Genomic DNA, 21,002 nt, shown 5'->3' with positions numbered 1-21,002 from the left:
TCTAGTTCATCTTGATTTCCGAACCTTTCATCTCGATCTTCTCTTCCAGTTTGATTGTATTTCCTTTTCCACTCAGTTCTACTTTATCCGCACTAATATGAAGAGAAGCAGCTGACAGTTTCATGTCCTTACCGGCTGTAATGTTCACATTCTGGCTACTCTGGATATCGATTCCACTCGTATCACTGATCGTGATCGACATATCACCTGTCGTGATCACAATTTTGTCAGGAGCCAGTACGATTTCCTTGCCATACTTGGTACGAAACGTTTTTACAGCAGGGTCCTTCATCCGGTCTCCCCCGCCACCTCCTCCTGAACTGCTTTTCGGTGAGGATTTCTGCTTGGGAGCTGGCTTGTCGTCGTCTGGAATTTCCTTGAGAACAGAGCTGATCGCGATACCGTCCTCTTCTTTTTTGCTCGGGAAATAAATCCGAATCTGGTCGTTCAGCTCTGGCATGACATACCATCCGGTTTGATCCTCGGAAGCATAAATGGTGGAGTAAGGGAACCAATATGCCGTGCTCTGATCCTGCTGATCATCCATATCCAGCTTGGCTCGCACATTGTCCTTCTGGACTTGCAGCACCCGGCCCTGGATGGACGCCCCGATGATGGCATGGTTATACTGCTTCTTACGCGCCAGACCTAGGCGTGGATAAAGCTTGTATGTATGCGTGACAATGCCTTCCTTCATCTCCGTGACCGCTTCTCCGACCACAAGTGGTCTGGATTTGAAGTTCACCTCATTGCCGACCTCCAGCACTCGTTCGCTCTGCACTTCATACACGGTATAGTCTTGGTCATCGATTCCTGGAACCTTGTTCTCTGCATCACTCTGATAATCCCCGACACGCTTATGCACCGTATAATGACTAACCGCAAGCTTTCCTTTATCTTGACCTTTTGGCAAACCGAAATAAAACTTTGGAATGTCAAAAGCCGTTGTCGGGATCAAACCTGTATAAAAGCGCGACGCCATCCTCTTCAGGAACTGCCAATCGGTTTCTTCATACTGCATGACAAACGTATTCAAAGCTTTGCCGTTCGTAACAGAGTCAATAAAGTCAGCTTTTCCGTAACCGGACAGCACCGTTTTTACGAGCCCCGCGTAGGTCATCTCCGGGTTTTGAAACGAACGCTTTCTCGTTTTGACATCCAACAAATAGGTATGAGAAATTGCCTCCAGCGACAAGTAATAAATACCGCGTACCGCTTTGACATGGACGCGCAAGACGATTCCCTGGAACCATGTTTTCGGCTTGCCCGATTCATCCGCCAGTGCCACACTGATCAGTGTTTGCGCATTTGTCTGGTTTACGTAGCTATCTTTTCGCTCTTCAGAAATGATTCCCGTGAGCGTCAGTCGCGCATGCTCGTTCATCTTTTTCACGACTTTCATCGTTTGCAGATGAGTAAATTCATAGGGCGAAACTTGTATATCTCCATAAGTGAGTGTTCGATTGCTCATGGTATCCCCTCCCTGCCAGATGAACCCCCTCCTCCGATGCTCCTAGGGAAATGGATTCACCCTTCCAAATAAGACCATTATTTTACACACAATCTTACAATCGGTATTATTTGGGATTTTTTGAATGGGTCGTTAGTCCTGGATGGTATGATTTGGAGGCATGGGGAGGGGCTTCGTACCATTTCTTATCTGCTCGAGAGCCTGATGAAAGTCCTTCTTTCACCTCGTCTATTCCTGCGATTTGTAATTACGCTACCATTTATAGGATGATAAGGGGATTAATAGAGATCAAATAAGGGAGAGAAGCCAGGTGAACATAAAGAAAAATCAAGTATTTGTAGAACTGGAAGTAGCTAATTGGGACAACACAGACCTTTCATCCTCGTTAATTGAAATCTGCTACTCTCAGAAAGAGTATGAAAACGATCTAATCGAGGTTCATCAAGTTGTAGACTTGGGAAAGCATAAAGGCAAATCAAAATACTTAATTATCATTAATATTACGCGAGACCTGGATAATCTCGGAGATGAACTGGATAACCCTTATATCGTCAAAAGCCCTTGAATTTGGTTCAAGGGCCTTTCCTATTTACTCATAACGGCTTCCTGCAATTAAAATGGTAGCAAACAAATTCCAGTCTACACCTTCAAGATCAGCTAACATATTATCGCAATCCTCAATCCATGACTCCATCCCACTTAGGAACTCTTCAAGTGATATATTCGCCCACTCTTTTTTGTTTTGCTGATAATCCTTAATCAAATGAGAAATGAATTGAACCATATCCTCTCTACTCTCAACCGTACCCGCTCTCTCTAGAATATCCATGCGAAACTCCTCCTCCCCTATGTCTTTATCTTCCATTTAAGTATAGATGCTTCATAGGAGTTTGACGAATTGGAGAAATGAAAAAAGCCCGCTGGCGTGCAACGGGCTTTCTGTCTCTTATGTGAGGGGGAACATCTGTTTAGTCGATAACAGGATTCGGGCTGTCACTACTCTCGTAGACGTTCCTTATTGAATAATCTCGGAAATCGCTTGCTTTTGCTCCAAAATCTCGCTTTGTACCTGTATCAGTTCTTTCAACAGATCAGCAGCCTCTTGCAAGGATGCAGCTGCTTGCTCCTTGTCACCAGCCTTGAATACTTCTTTTGCTACTTTCACTGTGTTTTTCTCATTTGCTTTCAGTTCTTTTGCTTGCTCTTTGTTCTCTTTCTTTTCTGTGCGGATTGGCTTCAATTCTTGGTTCATCTCTTTGAAGGACGCTTTTTTCTCTTTTACTTGGGTCAATTCTGTTTGGATATGCGCCAGTTTTTCTTCGATGGCGGTATGGTTTGCGGCGATTTCAGCCTTGATGCTCGTTACCTTTTCTTTATCCTTTGCTTTCTTCGCTTCTTTCAATTCAGCAGACAGCGCCTTGTTCTCTTCACGCAGCGGCTTTGTCTCTGCCAGCGCGCTTTTCACGGTTTCACGTACTTCTGGCGTCACCTCGCCCCAAAGAATGTCCCATGCTTGTTTGTTGGTCTGGGTTTGAGCTTTCAGTTTATCTTGGAGAGCTTTTTGCTCCACTTGCAGTGCTTTTAGTGCTTGAACTTCAGGCAGGCTCTTCCACCCTGCTTCTTTCCCTTCTTTCTCAGCGGCAAAAGCTCCAACTGCACTCGTTACCAGCAAGCTCGCTGCGATTACAGATACGGAAAGCATTTTTTTCACGTGTGAACACTCCCTGTCTTCTATTGTTTCTTACAAACCAATCGTACCGTACGAGCGTTGGGAATGTTCGGGATAACCTCGTGAAAAGTAAGGGGAAAGTGTGGGATTTGGGAGAACACAAAAACCTAGGAGAGTACTAGGCCGAGTCTGCGTTATTGTCTGCCACATAGTACATTGTCTTGACGTCATAGTTCATGGATTTAGACAAAATAGGCATATCCCTCTCCTAATTTGGTGGAATATCCCTATAGTTAGGTCGTGCTAATTTACGGAAAATTCGGAAGTTACTCGAAACACACTTCTAGCTTGTCATGTTACTCTTAGTGAAGATGGTAAAATAATTGGTTGATAGTTCAATAGTTTGTCTACTATTTGTTCAATAGATAAACCTTCTTTTTTTTCCGAGTAACCAAATTAAGGTCTTCTGGATGTGATACACTTTGGAACTAAAAAAAAGAAACCCCAGACAAGCTGACAATATTACTCGCTTGAGGTATAAGTAGTCCTTATTTACTATCTCATTGTTAATCTAAATCGGTACCATCATAAGCATCTCCAAGAGACTCAAAATCCTCTTCATACCAATACCATGTTGTGCCTTCACCTTTTGTCACTATAAGTCTATTAAGTAAGTCCGTAAAAGAGTTGGCTATAATCGCACAACTACCTGCAATAGCATGACAATCCCAATGACTATCATAACATTTACCTAATCTATCTTTATGAAGATCAATTGTGAGATAGTCTCCATTTCTATCATCGGCAACAATAAACCAATTAGAAGAGATATCATATTCACATAACTCTTTTACTATAACCGGATTTGCTAATTCGAATTTTTTTGGAGATACAATGTCTACACCAAAATCTTCATCTTTAAATAATTCAATCCCCCCGCAAAGCTCATAGAACTCTTTCACATCATCTGGTAATATGTGTGGGTCTTCAATCTTGGGTAAACCTATAGATGGATGTATAACACAATTGTCAAAACCTTTTATTTTGTCGATAATTTCTTTGATATTCATTAATTACTCCCTCCATTTTTAGTCTAAATCATATAATGATTATCTAAGGTTATCTGAATAGTCTCTTCGTTATTCTCTTTACTTAATTCTACTGTAGGAGAAATATTAACTATTTCAGAGTATCCCGGTACATTTTGTTTTGCCCATTCGTTCATTACACCATAATGATTCTCAAGTCCATATTTTCCACTGGCTGGACGTTACGGTACGACATCATACTCTTTAACTACTTCACACTTAATCAACCCCAACGGATCAATGGACCCAATCGGATCCACATTCACATAAGCAAAACGGTTAAACGTCTGCCCGTCCGCCATATCCCCTTGTAGCACATCTCAGTTGAAGAACCGCTTCAACCCCGGATTGGAACACCGCGCCCGCATCTGACCACTATGGCTAATGTTTCGTATAAAAATAGAACATGACGGTCTCGTTTCTTTGGCATGAAAAAAGGCTTATCCATCCTCATCTTTCAAGATGGAATAAGCCTTTTTTCGTTTATCAGGTGAAAGTATTTCTCTAGTTGTATTGAAAGACTCTTGCTATGTTAACAAACCATTCTCTTCTAACATTTTATACCATTCATCATCTTTTGAACCAACGGTATTTATACTTCCTCCAGATTCAACAAACTTCAATCCAATTTCTCCATATCGTTCTCCTAGAAAATAGTTAAGTAAGAAGTTATAGAAGTCTCCATACGATTCCAAAACAAAATTTTGATCTAAGGGATCTCCAAATAAACACGTTACTTGACCATTTTCCTTATTAATGAACAAAGGATACCTTTCAATTTTTCCTATACAGATCCAGTCACCATCAAACCTTTGCATTTCCTCTACATAAAACTGAATATCGGCAACTTGCCGATGACCAAAAATATTGATAACCCCTCCAATTAATCTTTCATATCGATCTGTAATCAAGTAATAATCTTTTAAAAGACTATTCTCGGAATTTTTGAATTGTGCTTCATTCGTATTTTTAGTAATGTCCGCAAAGGTCAGACTAAATGGGTCGTCACTTAATATTCCACTAATTTTATCTATTTTTCCGATTAATAATTCGATCATATTCCTCACCTTTCGAAACATCTTTTAACTGTACTCCCAATACTCCACTTAATCTTCTAAGAGGAAACTCCCTATGAATAACTTTTTCAACAAGAATCATTATTGTTCCATCTTCATGATGATGCTTTATATAACCTTCAGGTGCTTTATCAGGTGCCGGTACTGGTGAATCCGTATCCTTATTCAATTTAGCTTCTGTATTTGCCACTCTGTAATTTCCTGATCGATTAGTGGGGGATGCAATTTTTATTGTAACCGGTATTATTTGCGGTTATATCTACTTTTGAAGTCTCTCTCCTTAAATTCGATTATAAAAAATTTCAAAAAGCGACAAGTAACTAAACCACCTGTCGCTTTTTCGAATATTTCATAAATGTGTTCACTTTGGTAAATTTTACACTACTTTGTTATTGAGATTCTTTTTAATTGGTGTAAAGCATTCTTTTTCATTTCTTTTTCCTTTGATTTACTTAAGAGTTCTAATTTCTCTTTAGACTCTGGCGTATTTATATCACCTAGAGCCCAAATACATTTTATGGCAAGGGCATTTGTGTAATGAAGATACTCAAATTTTGTTAATGCTGCTTTATAAAGACTTTCTACCGATGAATTTGATTGAAAATATTGAAGCAAGCCAGCAATATCCTCATGTGCCTTATGCCAAGCTTCAGTAATTAACTGGTTTAACATTTCCAAATGTCTTTCATCAAACAAATCAAATGTAAATCCTATATAAAATAGTAATCCTAGGTCATCTTTATTTTTTCTCTACAAATAACTTCTAACAGGTTGTCAATGTAGCTAGTTATTTCTATATTTCCCTTGAACAAATCCAAAAATTCTAGATCTGTTATTTCACCGCCAATAAGTTTATTTATTAGTATTCTTAGTTCTTGATTCATTTTTATATCCTTTCAAAACTAGTAATATTAAAAATATCCTATGCAGTTCCTTTTCCTGTTGCTGGTTTCTTAGTTTCTTCAAATACATAATACGTTTTGGTTACTCCAATTTCCTCCAGTTCCATAAGAACCTGTGTAGGTCAGCGTTTGGTTAATCACATACCGTATCTTCTTCCGCCCCAAGTCATAGAGGTGCGCACGTATTCTGCATCATAGGTGTCTCACTTCCCTATCAACTGTCCCTATCAGTTGTACACAAACCTATGGCTGGAAGATGCAAAAAAGGCTCATTCCAACTTAGTTGAAAGGTTGGAATAAGCCATTCATAATAAATTTTCGATAACGTACTTGAAACAACTCTAAGTAGCTAGTAACATCATTCTTTTCACAAATTATGTGTGATCAATATGAACTCTATGTTGTCCGCATTTAAGACACTGAAACAAATATATTCCTGAATCCTCACTTACTTGGTCCAAAGTATCAATACCATAGTTTTCCTTTATTGCAAACAATTCTTCATCTCGTAAATCTATCTTCGTCGCTGATATCTCACTTTTATTCACGTATCCAATAAAAGCACAAAATTCATCGCAGTGGCTTAACCATTGTGGCTCTTGCCATGAAATGTAACCAGGGGTACGAAAGAGTAACTCCTCTAGGTTATCATCTTTAAACTGTTCGACTTCATCGTATCCCATAAAATACATATACTCATTATTTTCGTCATCATAAGTCACGGACAACAACTGATCCTTATATTCTACTGCTGCCTGTAAGACACCATTATGTTGCTTAGTAGCGGTTCCTTCATAAATGCACCATGGACAAACATTTTCAACTTCGTCTATTGAATAAAATGGTCCCACGTAGATATAATCCGTTTCTTTATTACAAATACTACAATTTTGTGCAGGGACCTTTTTGAATACTCCAATATCGTACGCATTTGGTTGATACTTAAATATTGGTAGGTTATTCATTTAAAATATTCCTCCGATTTAGAAAAAGGCTGATGAGTAAGAACAAAACAAATCAGCCTTTTTGAATTATTTCTTTTTAAATCCATTAAATCCATGGTATACCACATCGAGAATCTCAGCATGCGTTCTAGGAGTTGCAACGAGTAAATTATCTAAGTCATAAACTGCTCCACCTCGTCCAATTGGAGTTTTATGGTGAATATTATAAACCATTTGAGGCCATGCAGATTGCCCTAACTGCTGTGTAATATCCGCAAAAGGTGCATTCCCATTTCGCATTCTTGTTTTATTTGCTTTGTGATATGAAGCAAATTCGTCCGCATACTTAGTATTAGATACAGCTTTCCAGAACGATTTCTGGAAATCACTAAAGTTTTTGAATGATTTACCTTTTAACTGATCTGCCACCTCTTTTGGTATAAGCCCTACATTACCATGTGTCCCACGAAGCATTTTTTCAAGCGATCCGGCTTTATGACCACCAGTAACAGTACCAGGGCTATTACGTCGTACCGTTGCAGATTTTGGTGCAGGTAACGCTAAGAATTTTTCGTTTTCACACTTCATCAACCCCAACGGATCAATGAACCCAATCGGATCCCCATTCACATAAGCAAAACGGTTAAACGTCTGCCCGTCCGTCATATCCCCTTGGAGCACATCTCGGTTCAGGAATCGCTTCAACCCCGGATGGTAATACCGCACCCGCATGTAATACAACCCATTCGGATCGGTCATGACTCCATCGCGGCCGTTATAGCAAAACGGCTGTTTCGTCCTGCCCTCGTGTACTTCCAGTTCCCCGTACAATCCGTAGGTATAACGGTCTGTGACTCGACCATGCTCGTCCGTCAACAGGGTCGTGCTTCCGCGCGTATCCGCGTGATAGGACAAATAATCGCCTTGCGCATCCTCGCGACCAATGAGCCCCAGTCCATATACATAATACGCTTTGGCTGCTCCACTTTCCTCCAGTTCCATGAGAACCTGGGTCAAATCGGCGTTCTGGTCAACCACATACCGTGTCGTCTTACCGTTCCATGTCATGGAGGTGCGCACGTATTCGGCATCATAGGTGTAGCGAGCTTGTCCGGCGCGTACGAGACGGTTGCGGGCATCGTACACATACGTTTCTGGCTGTTGCTTGCCCGGGAGCAGCAGAAAGTTGCCGTCCTCGTCATACTGAACGGGTTGATCATCTACCGTGTCCAACCGATTGTCCTTGGCGTACGTCATCGCCACAGCAAGACTCGAACCTGAATCCCCAATAGCGGTAATATTCCCGCCCTGGTCATACGTATAGAGAATCTTTCGTCCTGCCATGGCTCCGCTCGTCAGGCGCCGCAGGGCATCATAGGTGTACTGCTTTTCTTCCTCTTGGATGATCTGCCCGAGCTCGTTGTACACAAACCGATATTGCTGGAGCATGACGCCTTGCGCATTTTGATCCCAAAGACGCAGTAGCTGTCCGGCTGCGTCATAGTGACGCTGCTCTACTGTACCGTTCGGTCGCTCTGTACGGATGAGACGGTAATTTTCATCGTACGTGTACCTTGTGACCCGACCTGCCCAGTCTGTGACAGTGGTCAATTGACCTGCAAGATCGTAGGTATAGCGAACCGACTTGCCATCTGGATAGACGAGTGTCGCCAGTCTGCCTCCCGCATCATAGGTGTACTGTAGCGTATTCCCATACTGATCTGTGCTGGAGACGATTCGTCCCAAAAGATCGTAGGTACGGCGCTTGGTGTCTTTTCCATCTTCTTTGACACTTACCACGCGACCCTCGGCGTCGAAAGACCTGCGAACAGTCCCCGCTTCGTCCTGCTGCTCAATGAGCTGTCCGGCTGCATCGTAGCGGTAGTGCGTTTCCTGACCACGTGCATTGGTCTTGTCGGTCAGCCATCCGCGCTTATCATAGCGGTAGGTCGATCCTTCTCCGGTAGCATTACGCTCAGCTAAAAGCAAACCACTGGCATCGTAGGCGAGGGTGGTGGCATTACCATTAGCATCCGTATAGCTCGTTAGACGGCCTTCTCCGTCGTATTGCTGCTTGTATACGGCTGCTTCATTTTCCAATACCTCCGTTAGTCTTGCGGCTGCGTCATAGGAAAACTTGTTTTTTTGTCCAGCCGCATTCGTTGTGGCAATGACTTGATGAAGCTTGTTGAATTGGTATTGGGTTGTTCTTCCGAGTCCGTCTATATGGGCAAGAACATTGCCCGCGCCATCATAGGTGAGCCCGCTCACCTTCTGTCCGGTTGCATCATAGACGGCCAGTAAACGTCCCGCCGCATCGTATTCATAGCGCTGGGTGTTCCCCAACGGATCGGTGATAGACGTCACTCTGCCCATGGCATCGCGTTCGAGGCTGGTCTTCGCCCCGGTTGGATCTACCACCCCAACGATCTGCCATTCCTTGTCGTACTCATAACGAGTGGCTTCACCATAGGCGTTCGTTATAGATTCTACTTTTTCCGTAATCGTGTAGCCGATCTTCGTCGATGCTCCGGTAGGCGTTGTCTCCTCTACGCGACAATCCTGTGTATCGTAGGTAAAGGAATGCATCCTTCCGAGAGGATCTGTGACACCAACAAGATTATCATTGGCATCGAATACCTGACGTAGCGAACCCCCAAAAGCATCCGTAAAGGTTGTCATCCTGCCTGTAGGGTCGAAGCCAACACGGAAGATACGCCCTTCTGGGTCCTGAGCGGAAACTAGCATTCCCTGTCCATCGTAATGATAAGTAGTTTTTGCACCTGTAAAATCGATATAAGTGCTTCTTTGCCCGTGCTCGTTATACTCGATAGAAGAGGTGCAGCCATCTGGTCTTGTCATGCTGACCAGCCGCTCGTATTCATCATAGGCGTAAGTCGTGACTCCGCCTTCCGCGTCTTCTTCTGCTGTCATGAGGTCATTTTCGTTGTACGTATACGTCGTTGTATTGCCAAGAGGATCTGTCTCTTTTACCAGATTCCCGCGATTGTCATACGTGTAAGTGGTTGTTTCGCCCGCTCCGTTTGTTTCAGAAGTTGTTTGGCCCCACTCATTATAGGAGTATTTGGTGACCGTCCCATCCTTCTCGGTCTTCTCCAGCAACTGGCCATTGTCGTCATGGAGCATAACCTCGACATTCCCATTGCCATCTGTGAAGGTCGTGACCATCATGCCCGGACGGCTCTCGGTATCGTAGTGAATATAACCAGGGATGCCTGCCGCATCTGTCTGGCAGATGATGCGCCCTTCTTCGTCAAACGTATTCGTGTAGACGATGACACCATCGGATGCTAGAGATTCCAATTGATCATTTCCTGTATAGGACAAGTCAGTGACAACACCATTGGGATTGGTGTAGCGAGTCATCCTGCGGTCGGCATCATACGAAAAGCGAAGGGAACGAGTCCCATCGGACAATGCTGACACCAAGCCTTCTGCCCCATACTCCAAAGAAAACGCTCGACGACTCCGCTCTTCTGTTAAGCGATTCAGCCTGCCATACTGGTCATATCCGAAGAGCAGCGACATTCCAGCAGCCACCGTATGGCGAAGTGCTTGTCCATTTCTGGCAAAATCGTACGTCTCTCTCGTTTCCTTAACCCACAGCGTATAACCATCTTGTCTTTCCCGCAGTTCGTCAAAAAAGACGTCCGCATCGTTTGAGCGGTACAATCCGTCCTGAACACGAGTAAAGGTGTTGGCGCGACCAGCATGCCACCAAACCGTAACTTCTTCGCGTGTCTCATCCAGGAATTCCAGGCTCATTTCGTAATTGTGTGTCCATGCTTTACCCAGTGCTCCCTCTTGCAAAAGCAGGGAGTTGTAATGCAGCTCAAACGTCCACGTCTCGGCTCCATACAGCTTGAGGGCAGGATGAACGATAAACTGTGCTCCGGTCCCTCCGTGGATAGGGTCTCGAAGGCAACTTTTCAGCTTCGCTTTTTTGACGTTCCGTTTTTTCAGCCTATTGGTGTTCTTCTTCGTCACACGAACTTTTTTACGGCGTCCGGCCATTCCCGCAACGGTTGAGAAGACACCATCCGTCGCATAATCTAATGCCTCAGATCCGGCTTCCTTTAGTACTTCTTTCACAACAGGCTTCTGCATGAACTTGCCGAGCATGCTCTTCTTCAGCTTCTGCACAGCCTCAAGCTTGCTCAAGCTCTCCTGAATGTTCCGCGCAGCAGTGACGACCTTGCCTTTCACCGCACTTGCTGCATTGGCAGTCGCCTTGACCGCTTTCGATACACCCAGTGCTTTGTCCGCTGCTTTGACCGCTTTCGTTGCCTTGGACATCGCTTTTGTTGCCTTCACTGCTTTCGTCGTCAGCTTTGCCGCAGTCACTGCCGTACCCGCACCTGGAATCGCGGCTGCAAGGGACATAGCGGCTCCAGCATAATCGCCACGTGCGACAGATATCCCCGCATTGACGACGTCTGCGACTTCTCCGATGACAGGGATCATTCCGACGATATCGAGTCCAAGCTGTAGACTATCGAGAAAACCCCATCCAGAATCCTCTTCCTCCTGCTCCTCTTCGACGACTTCTTCCTCTTCCTCTTCCTGCGGCAAATCCTCCACAACCACAGGCGCCTTCGTCAGCCCTACCATCTCAATCTTCGGCGCTTGAAGATCCACTTCTCCATCCAAAATCATGCTGCTGGTGCTGCACATGAGGTAGATCGCTTCCTTAGCCTTGATCTCGACCTTCGTATCTGACGTAATCTCCATATCTTTTTCCGAGGAAAATACGATCGGATGCATACTGTGAATCTCGATTCCTTCTTCTTCATGCAGCTTGATAAAAATATTGCCTTCTTCGCTCTCCTTCGCAGTAAGAACGAGCTCCTTGCCACCCATCATCAGCTCTTTGCCGAAGTTGGTTCCCCAGTACTTAATGCCGGGATTGCCCGTTTTCGCCGTGCTGCCTCCACCCTTTCGCACGGAGCTGACTGCCATGGCGCCTTCTTCATCTGGTGTGGAGAAGTACAGCTTGACGGAGTCTCCCATTTGCGGCATGCAGTGAAAGCCGCTGTTGCCCTCTGCCGAGTAAACCGTGGCATACGGGAACCAGCTCGCCTCTGCCTTGGGCTGCTTTGGATCGATGTCGAGGTGGATTTTGACGGTGTCCTTCTGGATGTCGATGATCTTACCTTCCAGGGCAGCTCCGCATATGTCGTCGTTGCGGATGGGGTTCTGGCGGATGCCTACTTCGGGCATGAGTTGATAGGTGTGGATGAGAAGGGCATGATCGATCTTCGTTGTTGACCCGGCGACGACCAGCTCTTTGCCTTGGTAGTTCACGCAGTCTCCGAGCTGGAGGACCTGTCCGCTTTCTACTTCATAGGTGAGAAAATCGTTTTCCGACATACCTGCCGCATAACCGTTTTCTGTCGTTTCCATAAAGGGTGACAGCCTTTTGCTGATGGTGTAGCTGGCGTCTGTCAGTTGAGCGGTGCGTCCCTCGGGCATGCCGAACCAGAACTTTGGTTTATCCGCAACAGCCTCAGCCACGAGAATAGAGCCGAAGCGAGAGGCCAGTCGCTTTAAAAACTCCCAATCTGTCTCCTGATACTGGATGGCGATGGTTCCCAGCGGCGCTCCGTTCGAAGCATGGTCCAAATAATCCGAACCGGGATAGTCCTTCGTGATTTCATCGAGCAGACTGGCATACGTCATTTGTTTATGTTGAAAAGAGCGCATCTTGCGCTGACCATCCATTCGCTGCGTATGCGAGACCGCTTCCAGCTCCAAATGGTACACGCCGTGAACAAAGTTCACACTGACGGAATCCACGAGACCTTTGAACAGTGTCTTCGTAAGCGCACCGTTTTCCACCAAATTCAGCGCAACTGTATCCTCGCTCGTCGCCATCTCGATGTACCGGTCGCTTTTCTCCTCCGGGATGATTCCGGTGACGAACAATCTGGCGTGCTCATTAACTTTCTTCACGATTCTGACATCTTCTAGGCTTTGGATTTCAAAGGGTGAGACCAACTGGATATTCTCGTATCCAGCCAGCTTCTCTGTCGTATTCATACAATCCCCCTCACTATTGCTCCTGTCCGTCGTCTTCGATGCGAATGCAGCCTCCATATACGCACATGTTCGTGCTGGTGTTTAACAGGGCGGGATGATTTTCTACGAGTACATCTGCCTTGCCTTCGATCCAGGGCATTGTCACCATGGGAATGCAAGGCATCGGCTTGAGTACACCGTTGTTGGCAGCAGTAGCAGCTGCGACGGTTGGATTTTTCTCGCATTTGCATTTGCCAAACGGCATGATATTCACTTGCGGCATATAGTCATTCACGTTCATCTGTGCCTGGTTGCGAATGTACACGCCATGACTAAACGGCGTTTTCAGCTTGTTCTGCTGGCTCCCGTAGTCGCACGAGAGAATTGCTCCTGCCACAACGTAGCTTTTCTTCGGAGCGGATGACGGTACAACATCGACATCTTCAATCATGGGCATGACTCATTCTCCTCCCTGCTTGCTCTGCTTTTTTCAAGCGGATACCGAAAAAGTCCCTGCGCAGCAAAGCCTCCGCCAGCCGCAAATCAATGATGATATACGGTTCACGAATCCCTTCGATTTGAAAAATCGTATGACGCCCAATCTTTTCTGGATCGAGAACCAGCCTTTTGAGTGAGCCGTCCCTGTGAAACTCGCTTTGCTCTGACAAACAGTTCACACGCGGCAGAATCATCATCCAGTACAAATCCTGTTTGATCCGCTCCCTGTCTACGAGCACGACGGATTTGACGAACAGCTTCGGCGCGAACTTGTGGATGATTGTCTTTAAGCGGTTGGAATAGAGCGGGATCGGTCTGTCGAGAAAATCCAGGTAGTCGTTCTCTTTCTTTTGCTTGATGTCGAACTGGATGATCGCCTCGTCAAGCTCTTCCTGATAATCTGGCGTCAGCCACTCCTGCCGGATGACGTCAAAAACGTTAGTTGGCTCTACCGCACTCCCGATTCGCTCGTCCTGTGACAAGATGAAATAATTCATACCTGACTCCCCTCTCGCCAAACGACATGTCGCTCCTGAAGCTCATCCAACAGAATGGACTCCCTAGATTCCTTCGAGAATACGGCTCTCTCCAGAAGCGCTCCGCTAAAATTCGCCCCAGTTAAAATCGCATCTGTAAAGTCTGCGCCGCGCAGGTCGGCCCCAGTAAAATCTGTCCCGGTCAAGTCCGCCCCGACGAACAAGACGCCATCAAAACCGGGCATCTCCCACGCATCTGGCTCCAAAAGCCCCCTTGGCCCGGATGCTTCACGAAAGCTCGCGCCTAGCAGATTCGCTCCAGTAAAATCCGCTCCGTGAATGAGACTTTCGCCGAAATCAACCGCTTTTAGCTGGGCACGATGCCATCTCGTTCCGACCAAAACACTTTCGCGAAGGTTCGCTTTCGTTAGCTGACTGTCAGAGAGGTCCGAATAACGAAGATCAAGACCATCGAATTGCCCTTGTCCCAGATCGAGGCCAGCCAAAACCTTGTAGCCGTATTCCAGCTCTTGCTTCTCCTCCAGCCAAGCACGGATCATCTCAGAATCTTTGTGGCGAGTGTCCAGACAGTACACGATCTCGCTTTGATCCAAATATTCTCCGACACGCACCTCCAGCTCCAGCTCCTTGTCCACCTGTTGAAAGGCTTCCAGCTGAACACCCTGCACCATGGCATAACGGATCAGGTGAACGACATATTGATGAAACTTCTCTGCCTCCACGAGCTTGATCCGTTCGATATCGGGAAGTCTTACGTGTCCGGCATACGCTCTGGCAGCCTCGTTCCATTCGTCTGCGAGCCGATCCAAAAAGTGGTACGCCCAGCTCGCATCATAAGAGGTTTGACACTCCACCGGATCGAAAAACCAACTGCTGTCCGTAGCTTCCAGCAAATAATGACTACTGCCCTCAACGAGCTCCGTACGCAGCATGGAATAGGTCAAGTACGCCAGCTTGCCCTTTGTCCCTTGCTTCTGCTTATCAACCACGCGTCGGCATATTGCTTCAAAGGAACGAAGAAATTCTTTTGCCAGCCTCTCTTTATTCGCCTGATAGTAAGCATCCAAGGCATGCAGGCTGGCGATGGTTCGCTTCGGCACCTCGTGCTCCTTGAAATGCTGCAAGGCTTCCTCTCTCTCCATGCCAATCCCCCCTTCTTCTCACCGTTTTTGCATACACCAAACACACGGTTACCCGCGTGGCAACCATGTGTGTCAATTGGTTTTGAGCTCCTGCCCGACGATGCTTGTATTTCCGTCCATCTTGATGTTGCTCTCTTTGCAGGTGAGACTAATCTCCTCTTTCGCCGAGATAATCACCTTCGTGGCAGAGTCCATCAAAATGTCCTTTTCAGAGACAACCTTGATATTTTTCTTGCTGAATATCTGGATGCCGTCCGCGTCGGTCATGCGAATGAGGATTTCCCCGTCCTTTGCGCTAAGCAATACCTCCGACGGGCTGAACATCAGTTCTTTTCCATTGGCCGTGCGGAAGTATTTGATATCGGGATTCCCGAGCTTGTTCGTTTCGCCCTCGTCTGAATTTTTCCGGACAGAGCTGATCGCAATCCCGTCACTTTCCTTGTTGCTCGGAAAATAGACGCGGACGTAGTCATCGAGCTCTGGCATGCAATACCAACCGCTGTTTCCTTCGGCCGTATAAACCGAGGAGTACGGGAACCAGTGCGCTTCGCTCTTGTTCTGGCTCTCATCGATATCGAGGTGGATTTTGACGTTGTCTTTTGAGACCTCAATGACTTTCCCCTGCACCGATGCCCCTACAATGAGCGAATTGTGGAGCGGCTTTTGGCTCATTCCTTTTTTGGACGCAAGCAAATACTTGTGTTTGAGCAAGCCCTTCTTCATCTCGGTATAGGCCTCATACACATACAGGCTCTTCCCTTTGAAATCCACACCGTTGCCCAAATCGAGCACGCGGTCCGTCTCTACCTCGTAAAAGATGTAGTCATTTTCATCCACACCCTTGACCCCGTTTTCCGAGGAATGGCGGTATTCATTCAAATTTTTGCGCACCCGATAATGAAAATCGTCCAGCTTGCCTTTCGATGCACCCTCTGGCACACCAAAGCTGAACTTTGGCTTTTCAAAAACGGATGCTGGCATCAGTCCAGTTTGAAAACGCGAAGCAAGCCGCTTGAGAAATTGCCAATCCGTCTCCTGATACTGCATGGTAAAGGAGCCCAGCTTCCCGCCATTGGAGGCCATGTCCATAATATCCATGCCTGGGTATTCTCCTGCGATTGTTTTCAAAAGGGCACCGTAGGTCATGGCTTTGTTTTGAAACGAACGGCTCTTGCGCTTCACGTCGAGATTGTAAGTAGGCGAGACGGCTTCGACGTACAAATAATAAACGTCTCGTACGGCCTTGATACCTATCTCCAGAACTATCCCCGCAAAAAGCGGCGTGGCGTTGCCTTCGTTATCCACCTGACTGATTTCGATCGGGGTCTGTGCTTCCGTCATTTCTACATAGCTGTCCTTCAATTCTTCTGGTACGATCCCCGTAAATGTAAGGCGGGCATGCTCATTGATCTTTTTCGTAATCGTCAGTTCTACCAGATGCGTCAATTGATAAGGAGAGATTTGCAAATTGTTGTAGGCAATGACAGGAAGACTCATATTTTCCCTTCTCCCTTCCCATTTTCATCCGAATTGTTAGATACCAGCGACAAGGAATCCATGATTCCCCAGCCTACTGGCTTCCAGTCTGACAACTCCTGCTCCGTGCAATTGAACGTGCAGAGAAGAGCGCGTCCCTGTAGGGATACAAAGCTGATCAGGTTGTAAATGTCCGTATCCAATGCGGGCGCAACAAACTCGAAAAATCCGACGCTGTTCCCCGCGATCTCACGTATTCCTTCCTCCTGCCAACGAGCGAGCGGCTGTGTTCTCCGCAAAACCTGCTTCATGACATCCATGAAGGCCTTCAGCTGTGCAGGAGTATCGGTCAGCTTGCTCTCGGTATAGGTAAAAGCCATGTTAATTGACGCTGTTTCGTTCGTATAAATCAGTGAAGGCCTACGTTCCGATGGATACTTCAGAGCAGCTACTTCTGGACTCATGATGGAAAATGTCTTCGGGAGTCTAATCTGTACGAGATCGTCGAGGACGCGCTTGTCCTCCATGGGAATTCTCTCTTCACCGACTGTAATCAATGATTTGTTCACTACATCCAGTCGGTTTTTGCCCTTTGGACCAAAACGTATTGCTGCTGGCTGTGCATCCTCACCGGAAAGCTCATTCAACATGCCGATAATGCTTTCATCCATGCGCGCCATTTCCATTCACCATCCTCTCGTTAATCAACAATAACCCGCTGACGCCCGCCTGTTTTCCACTCCGTTTTTGAGGACTTTCCGCCACTCTTGGCGTCATCCAATATGCGTGCGAGGTATTTGAGAATCTGTAGATTCGTGTACTCGCGGTAACCAGTCCCCAGTCTGTTGCCTATATAATGAAGAATGAGCCCCCGCTCTACTCTGTCCGCATTCAAGCACTGCATGGCAAAGGCGAGATCATACGGGTGATTGGTGACCGTTTTCAGCATTTCATTCGCAAAATACCGCAGGATGTAGGGAGCAAGTGTTGGCTCGTTTCTCCCGGCATGTTCGACATGCACGATATTCCACGTATTGAATTCGGTCGCCATATCGGCTAAATCCTGATAATCCCCGCGAAGCCTTGCCCCTTGCTTGAGCTTGAAGCGCCCCAACTCCCTTTCATCCGGGCGTGACTCTATCTCCTGATCGAGAACATACGACGTCTCGTAAACGTAATAGTCGGTCAGCGAAGTCTCCTCTTGAAAGCGAATCTTGAGCACCGTCTCCATACCTATGGCCTCATAAGGGACACGCTCTTCGCGGTCGAACAAGTAAATGCGTCCTTGATGCTTGACGATCCCTCTGCCGACAGTGAGGTGCCCTTCGCCTATCGTTACATCCATCCCGGAAATAATGCCGTCTGTATAATCCTGAAAGTATAAATCTACAAAATGCCGCGGGTAATCACGCAGATTTTCAAGCATCTCTCGTTTGAGAATTCGCCCTTTATGAAAATTGGGATAGAGATGGGAAAACACCGCTGTTCCCCCTTCCTGTTCATTTAAGCTGCCTGGTTATTTGATCATTTCATCCCGTCAAAGAAATCCAGCTCGGACAAGTCACTCTCAAAAGCAAAGAAAACCTTTTTCCCCAAAGCAAGCTGTTCATTCAGACGAGCTACTGGCACGACATGGAATCCCCACTCGCTACCGCTCGCAAAAACGAAGTATTTCGACTCGCCATTTTGAATCGAGTCAGTCTCATCCTGCGGGATATGTGTACCGTACTTGCTCGCGATGTCTTCATACAACACGGTTTTGTATTGAGCAGGATCATCCATGTACAGGTACCGTTGGCGCAGCTGACCGTCATTTTCCTTGAGATAAAATTCAACCTCGCTCACGCCGTAGGGACGCGAGATAGAGCCATGCACGAGACTCAGCTTTTCCTGACTGTGAATAAGCACTCTCTCTTGCTTGTTATGAGTGAAGGCGGTCACGGAATACGGGACGATCGGCGCATGATTCGTAATTTGCGCTTCGATGAATCCTGCCTTTTTGGCACTTTGATAGCGCAGTGCTCCACGTAAGCAAGACAGCTTTAAGTCTGGCACCTTGCCCGCATCCTCCGACTTTTGCCGGAACTCGATACTGCGTCCAGGGACAAACTCTTTGAGCGCTTCACGGAAAACATCAATCCGGCACGACTGCCCCGTCAGCTTGATGATCGAGAAGTCAGCCAGCCTTCCCTGTTGGTAAAAATCGTCCAAGAAGTCGCGCAAAATCTCGTAAATATCCGCCTTAATCAGGTGATTGATCTCTTTGGCGTTGAAGACGACATCAGGAAAATCAAACACATCCCGGAAGCGACCATCCTCTCGTATCGACAACACCCATCGCTCGACTGCCGTCAGCTTTAGATCAGGCTCTTGACGATTTTCCGTATCGGATGTGAAGCGATTGCGCAAGATTCCGGTCTGGCGAAAAAATTCTTTTTTCATATGGTCAGCAAGGTCCCACAAAAAGTGAAAATTGTTGCGGACACGCTGATACTCGTCCCGGCTCTTGTTCTCGTACTCCTTGTAGCGAGTCGGCAAAATCGCCTCAGCTTCCCGATATCTCGCCTCGAAGCGTTCATAGATGGAGTCGACGCCGTATTCATCCACGTACCGGAATATTTCCGATCCAGGGATGTCGATGATCTGGTCGATGTCGGTCACTTGCCGCCCTTTTCCGTAATAGTCCGCAAAGACGATTTTCATAAATTGCATGATGCGATACGTAATGTTGTTGCCGCCAAAATTGGTGTCGCCGTTTTCATAGGTTGTATCGATATCGATCCGGTAGGAGATATGTCCGTCCTCGATCCGAAAATGGCAGGATGACAGGTCCGTCGTTCCTCCGCCGCAGTCGATGACGAGCGCTTGATATGTCTCACCGTCCAGAAAGCTGTTTTTGTCAATTTGATCCGCAATCGTGTTAAACAGGACGGCCATTCCTTCATCGAGGGCGTGCTCTGATTCGATGCGATACTCAGGTAAAATCTCGGTGAACATTTCAAGAAACTGCGTTTTCAGCTTGACCGGACTCGTGATATGCAGATGACGAAAGCGGCATTTGAATTGATGCTCAGCCATTTGAATGACGTGAAGAAGGTATTGGCGCAGGATGTCGCTTCGTTTCACAGTCGCGGTATTCCCTTGGCTGTCCATGACCTCTTCGATCTTGTGATAGCTGTTCACCCAGCGCTTGATGCCTTGAAACACCGTCGCGTTCGTGCTGTATCCGTTCTTTTTCATGTGTCGAAGTGCTTCATAACCGATGTGAAAGCGAACATCGGTTGGAGAGGAGCAATCCGCCACACTGACAGCCGTCGGCAGCACCTCGATCCATTCCTCGTTTTTTTGCGTGGTATCTGGGAAAGAGACGTAATTGATCGCATTCAAGCGAATGCGTCCATTCAACAAATCGTTGCTAGAAGGGGAGCTGACATACTGATGGTCGAGAAAAGCACCCGCTGTCGTCGAGGAGGTACCAAAATCAATCGCGAGAACGGCATCTGTTTCTTCCAATTCCCTGATCTCGAGGTCAGTCACCGGTACTTTGTAGTAGTGGAGATTGACAGGCGGCAACGGATGGTCCTGATGATACGCCTTGTACAAATACTCCGAATCCTGCTTGCGGAAAAAGAGCAGGCTGTAGTTTTGATTGACGGTTTTTCTCAACTGAGCATCTTGGTGGGCGTGCAACGTAAAATGCCCGGCTCTCCTATCATCTTTGTCTTTGTGCAGATGCAGAATGCCGCATAGCTCCATATGGTCATTCACCAAAAGCACATTGGATTCGGACAAGCCCTGGGAGGATTCGACGCGATAGTTGTCCAGCCTGTCAATGGCGAGACCCGTGTACAAGCACATCTTCGCTGGAATTTTGATCACATCTACACCTGGCATCGGTGTGTTTAAATATTTGTGGAGTACGGCTTCGAGGCGTTCAACACCCCCTGGAACAGCACGCTCAATCAGGAGGTTTTCTTCTGCGCCGCGAAAACGCAGAATCGTGTGCAGCAGTCCCTCCCGATCGAGATTGTTCACGACAGAGCCGACTAGCTTTTCCTTGTAACAAATATTGCGTAGCTGAAAGGTCGTCATCTCCATCAGCTCGTCCCGTGTGTAGGTCGCTTCGTCTGGATGATTGCGTTGATTTCCATCCCCGCTGCCTTTTTGGAGATGAAGCTTATATGAATAGGTAGTCATCCC

The 21,002-nt window shown here is 46.5% G+C and carries 17 protein-coding genes and 1 pseudogene; 1 reads left to right on the top strand and 17 read right to left on the bottom strand.

All coding sequences use genetic code 11. From position 1 onward, the window contains the following. Window position 1: 1 nt before the first annotated feature. The gene (locus tag ACFVS2_RS16400; protein ID WP_390235648.1) at window positions 2-1,471 is read right to left on the bottom strand and encodes a contractile injection system protein, VgrG/Pvc8 family; all 1,470 of its coding nucleotides are present in this window, start codon (window positions 1,469-1,471) and stop codon (window positions 2-4) included. 310 nt (window positions 1,472-1,781) lie between these two features. On the opposite strand from ACFVS2_RS16400, the gene ACFVS2_RS16395 reads away from it, so the two are divergent. Then, the gene (locus ACFVS2_RS16395; protein WP_390235645.1) at window positions 1,782-2,036 is read left to right on the top strand and encodes a hypothetical protein; all 255 of its coding nucleotides are present in this window, start codon (window positions 1,782-1,784) and stop codon (window positions 2,034-2,036) included. A 24-nt stretch (window positions 2,037-2,060) separates the two neighbouring features. On the opposite strand, the gene ACFVS2_RS16390 is transcribed toward ACFVS2_RS16395, so the two are convergent. The 16 genes and pseudogenes from ACFVS2_RS16390 to ACFVS2_RS16315 all read right to left on the bottom strand — a co-directional run bounded on the left by ACFVS2_RS16390 (window position 2,061) and on the right by ACFVS2_RS16315 (window position 20,999). After that, complete coding sequence (locus tag ACFVS2_RS16390; protein ID WP_047071494.1) at window positions 2,061-2,300, bottom strand: DUF7660 family protein; 240 nt, start codon at window positions 2,298-2,300, stop codon at window positions 2,061-2,063. Window positions 2,301-2,486: 186 nt separating this feature from the next. Beyond that, on the bottom strand, window positions 2,487-3,173 hold the full coding sequence (locus ACFVS2_RS16385; RefSeq protein ID WP_390236219.1) for a hypothetical protein: 687 nt from the start codon (window positions 3,171-3,173) through the stop codon (window positions 2,487-2,489). Window positions 3,174-3,706: 533 nt separating this feature from the next. Next, window positions 3,707-4,210, bottom strand: a complete 504-nt coding sequence (locus ACFVS2_RS16380) for an SMI1/KNR4 family protein (protein WP_390235642.1) — start codon at window positions 4,208-4,210, stop codon at window positions 3,707-3,709. A gap of 23 nt (window positions 4,211-4,233) precedes the next feature. Further along, window positions 4,234-4,374 (bottom strand): annotated as a pseudogene (locus tag ACFVS2_RS16375) (hypothetical protein); the annotation flags it as partial. A 381-nt stretch (window positions 4,375-4,755) separates the two neighbouring features. Continuing rightward, a complete protein-coding gene (locus tag ACFVS2_RS16370; protein ID WP_390235640.1) occupies window positions 4,756-5,286 on the bottom strand; it encodes a hypothetical protein in 531 nt (176 codons plus the stop codon). Continuing rightward, a complete protein-coding gene (locus tag ACFVS2_RS16365) occupies window positions 5,255-5,494 on the bottom strand; it encodes an HNH endonuclease family protein (RefSeq protein ID WP_390235638.1) in 240 nt (79 codons plus the stop codon). The genes ACFVS2_RS16370 and ACFVS2_RS16365 overlap by 32 nt, the downstream gene beginning before the upstream one ends. 191 nt (window positions 5,495-5,685) lie before the next feature. Next, window positions 5,686-6,000 carry a hypothetical protein gene (locus ACFVS2_RS16360; RefSeq protein WP_390235635.1) on the bottom strand — a complete coding sequence of 105 codons (315 nt, stop codon included), beginning with the start codon at window positions 5,998-6,000 and terminating at the stop codon, window positions 5,686-5,688. 580 nt (window positions 6,001-6,580) lie between these two features. Continuing rightward, window positions 6,581-7,171 carry a CbrC family protein gene (locus tag ACFVS2_RS16355; protein WP_390235632.1) on the bottom strand — a complete coding sequence of 197 codons (591 nt, stop codon included), beginning with the start codon at window positions 7,169-7,171 and terminating at the stop codon, window positions 6,581-6,583. Window positions 7,172-7,237: 66 nt separating this feature from the next. Then, window positions 7,238-13,210, bottom strand: a complete 5,973-nt coding sequence (locus tag ACFVS2_RS16350) for an RHS repeat-associated core domain-containing protein (RefSeq protein ID WP_390235629.1) — start codon at window positions 13,208-13,210, stop codon at window positions 7,238-7,240. Between the two features lie 13 nt (window positions 13,211-13,223). Continuing rightward, entirely contained in the window at window positions 13,224-13,646 is a 423-nt protein-coding gene (locus tag ACFVS2_RS16345) for a DUF4280 domain-containing protein (RefSeq protein WP_390235627.1), read from the bottom strand. After that, a complete protein-coding gene (locus ACFVS2_RS16340) occupies window positions 13,633-14,184 on the bottom strand; it encodes an imm11 family protein (protein WP_390235625.1) in 552 nt (183 codons plus the stop codon). The genes ACFVS2_RS16345 and ACFVS2_RS16340 overlap by 14 nt, the downstream gene beginning before the upstream one ends. Next, complete coding sequence (locus ACFVS2_RS16335; protein WP_390235623.1) at window positions 14,181-15,326, bottom strand: pentapeptide repeat-containing protein; 1,146 nt, start codon at window positions 15,324-15,326, stop codon at window positions 14,181-14,183. The genes ACFVS2_RS16340 and ACFVS2_RS16335 overlap by 4 nt, the downstream gene beginning before the upstream one ends. A 72-nt stretch (window positions 15,327-15,398) precedes the next feature. After that, window positions 15,399-16,823 (bottom strand): contractile injection system protein, VgrG/Pvc8 family, encoded by a 1,425-nt coding sequence (locus ACFVS2_RS16330; protein WP_173618735.1) that lies wholly within the window; start codon window positions 16,821-16,823, stop codon window positions 15,399-15,401. After that, window positions 16,820-17,488 (bottom strand): hypothetical protein, encoded by a 669-nt coding sequence (locus tag ACFVS2_RS16325; protein WP_173618736.1) that lies wholly within the window; start codon window positions 17,486-17,488, stop codon window positions 16,820-16,822. Before ACFVS2_RS16325 ends, ACFVS2_RS16330 begins: the two co-directional genes overlap by 4 nt. 14 nt (window positions 17,489-17,502) lie before the next feature. After that, complete coding sequence (locus tag ACFVS2_RS16320) at window positions 17,503-18,282, bottom strand: DNA and RNA helicase (RefSeq protein ID WP_390235618.1); 780 nt, start codon at window positions 18,280-18,282, stop codon at window positions 17,503-17,505. Between the two features lie 44 nt (window positions 18,283-18,326). Continuing rightward, window positions 18,327-20,999 carry a molecular chaperone gene (locus ACFVS2_RS16315; RefSeq protein WP_390235615.1) on the bottom strand — a complete coding sequence of 891 codons (2,673 nt, stop codon included), beginning with the start codon at window positions 20,997-20,999 and terminating at the stop codon, window positions 18,327-18,329. Window positions 21,000-21,002: the final 3 nt, after the last annotated feature.

The sequence above is a fragment of the Brevibacillus sp. NPDC058079 genome (genome assembly GCF_042885155.1).
Classification (GTDB): Bacteria; Bacillota; Bacilli; order Brevibacillales; family Brevibacillaceae; genus Brevibacillus.
This window is presented reverse-complemented; position numbering and strand designations above follow the sequence as displayed.

Bases quoted from the DNA above. Each gene is read 5' to 3' on its own strand.
- ACFVS2_RS16400 (WP_390235648.1), bottom strand. From the start codon at position 1,471: ATGAGCAATCGAACACTCACTTATGGAGATATACAAGTTTCGCCCTAT.
- ACFVS2_RS16390 (WP_047071494.1), bottom strand. From the start codon at position 2,300: ATGGATATTCTAGAGAGAGCGGGTACGGTTGAGAGTAGAGAGGATATG.
- ACFVS2_RS16385 (WP_390236219.1), bottom strand. From the start codon at position 3,173: ATGCTTTCCGTATCTGTAATCGCAGCGAGCTTGCTGGTAACGAGTGCA.
- ACFVS2_RS16380 (WP_390235642.1), bottom strand. From the start codon at position 4,210: ATGAATATCAAAGAAATTATCGACAAAATAAAAGGTTTTGACAATTGT.
- ACFVS2_RS16370 (WP_390235640.1), bottom strand. From the start codon at position 5,286: ATGATCGAATTATTAATCGGAAAAATAGATAAAATTAGTGGAATATTA.
- ACFVS2_RS16355 (WP_390235632.1), bottom strand. From the start codon at position 7,171: ATGAATAACCTACCAATATTTAAGTATCAACCAAATGCGTACGATATT.
- ACFVS2_RS16350 (WP_390235629.1), bottom strand. From the start codon at position 13,210: ATGAATACGACAGAGAAGCTGGCTGGATACGAGAATATCCAGTTGGTC.
- ACFVS2_RS16345 (WP_390235627.1), bottom strand. From the start codon at position 13,646: ATGCCCATGATTGAAGATGTCGATGTTGTACCGTCATCCGCTCCGAAG.
- ACFVS2_RS16340 (WP_390235625.1), bottom strand. From the start codon at position 14,184: ATGAATTATTTCATCTTGTCACAGGACGAGCGAATCGGGAGTGCGGTA.
- ACFVS2_RS16335 (WP_390235623.1), bottom strand. From the start codon at position 15,326: ATGGAGAGAGAGGAAGCCTTGCAGCATTTCAAGGAGCACGAGGTGCCG.
- ACFVS2_RS16330 (WP_173618735.1), bottom strand. From the start codon at position 16,823: ATGAGTCTTCCTGTCATTGCCTACAACAATTTGCAAATCTCTCCTTAT.
- ACFVS2_RS16325 (WP_173618736.1), bottom strand. From the start codon at position 17,488: ATGGAAATGGCGCGCATGGATGAAAGCATTATCGGCATGTTGAATGAG.
- ACFVS2_RS16315 (WP_390235615.1), bottom strand. From the start codon at position 20,999: ATGACTACCTATTCATATAAGCTTCATCTCCAAAAAGGCAGCGGGGAT.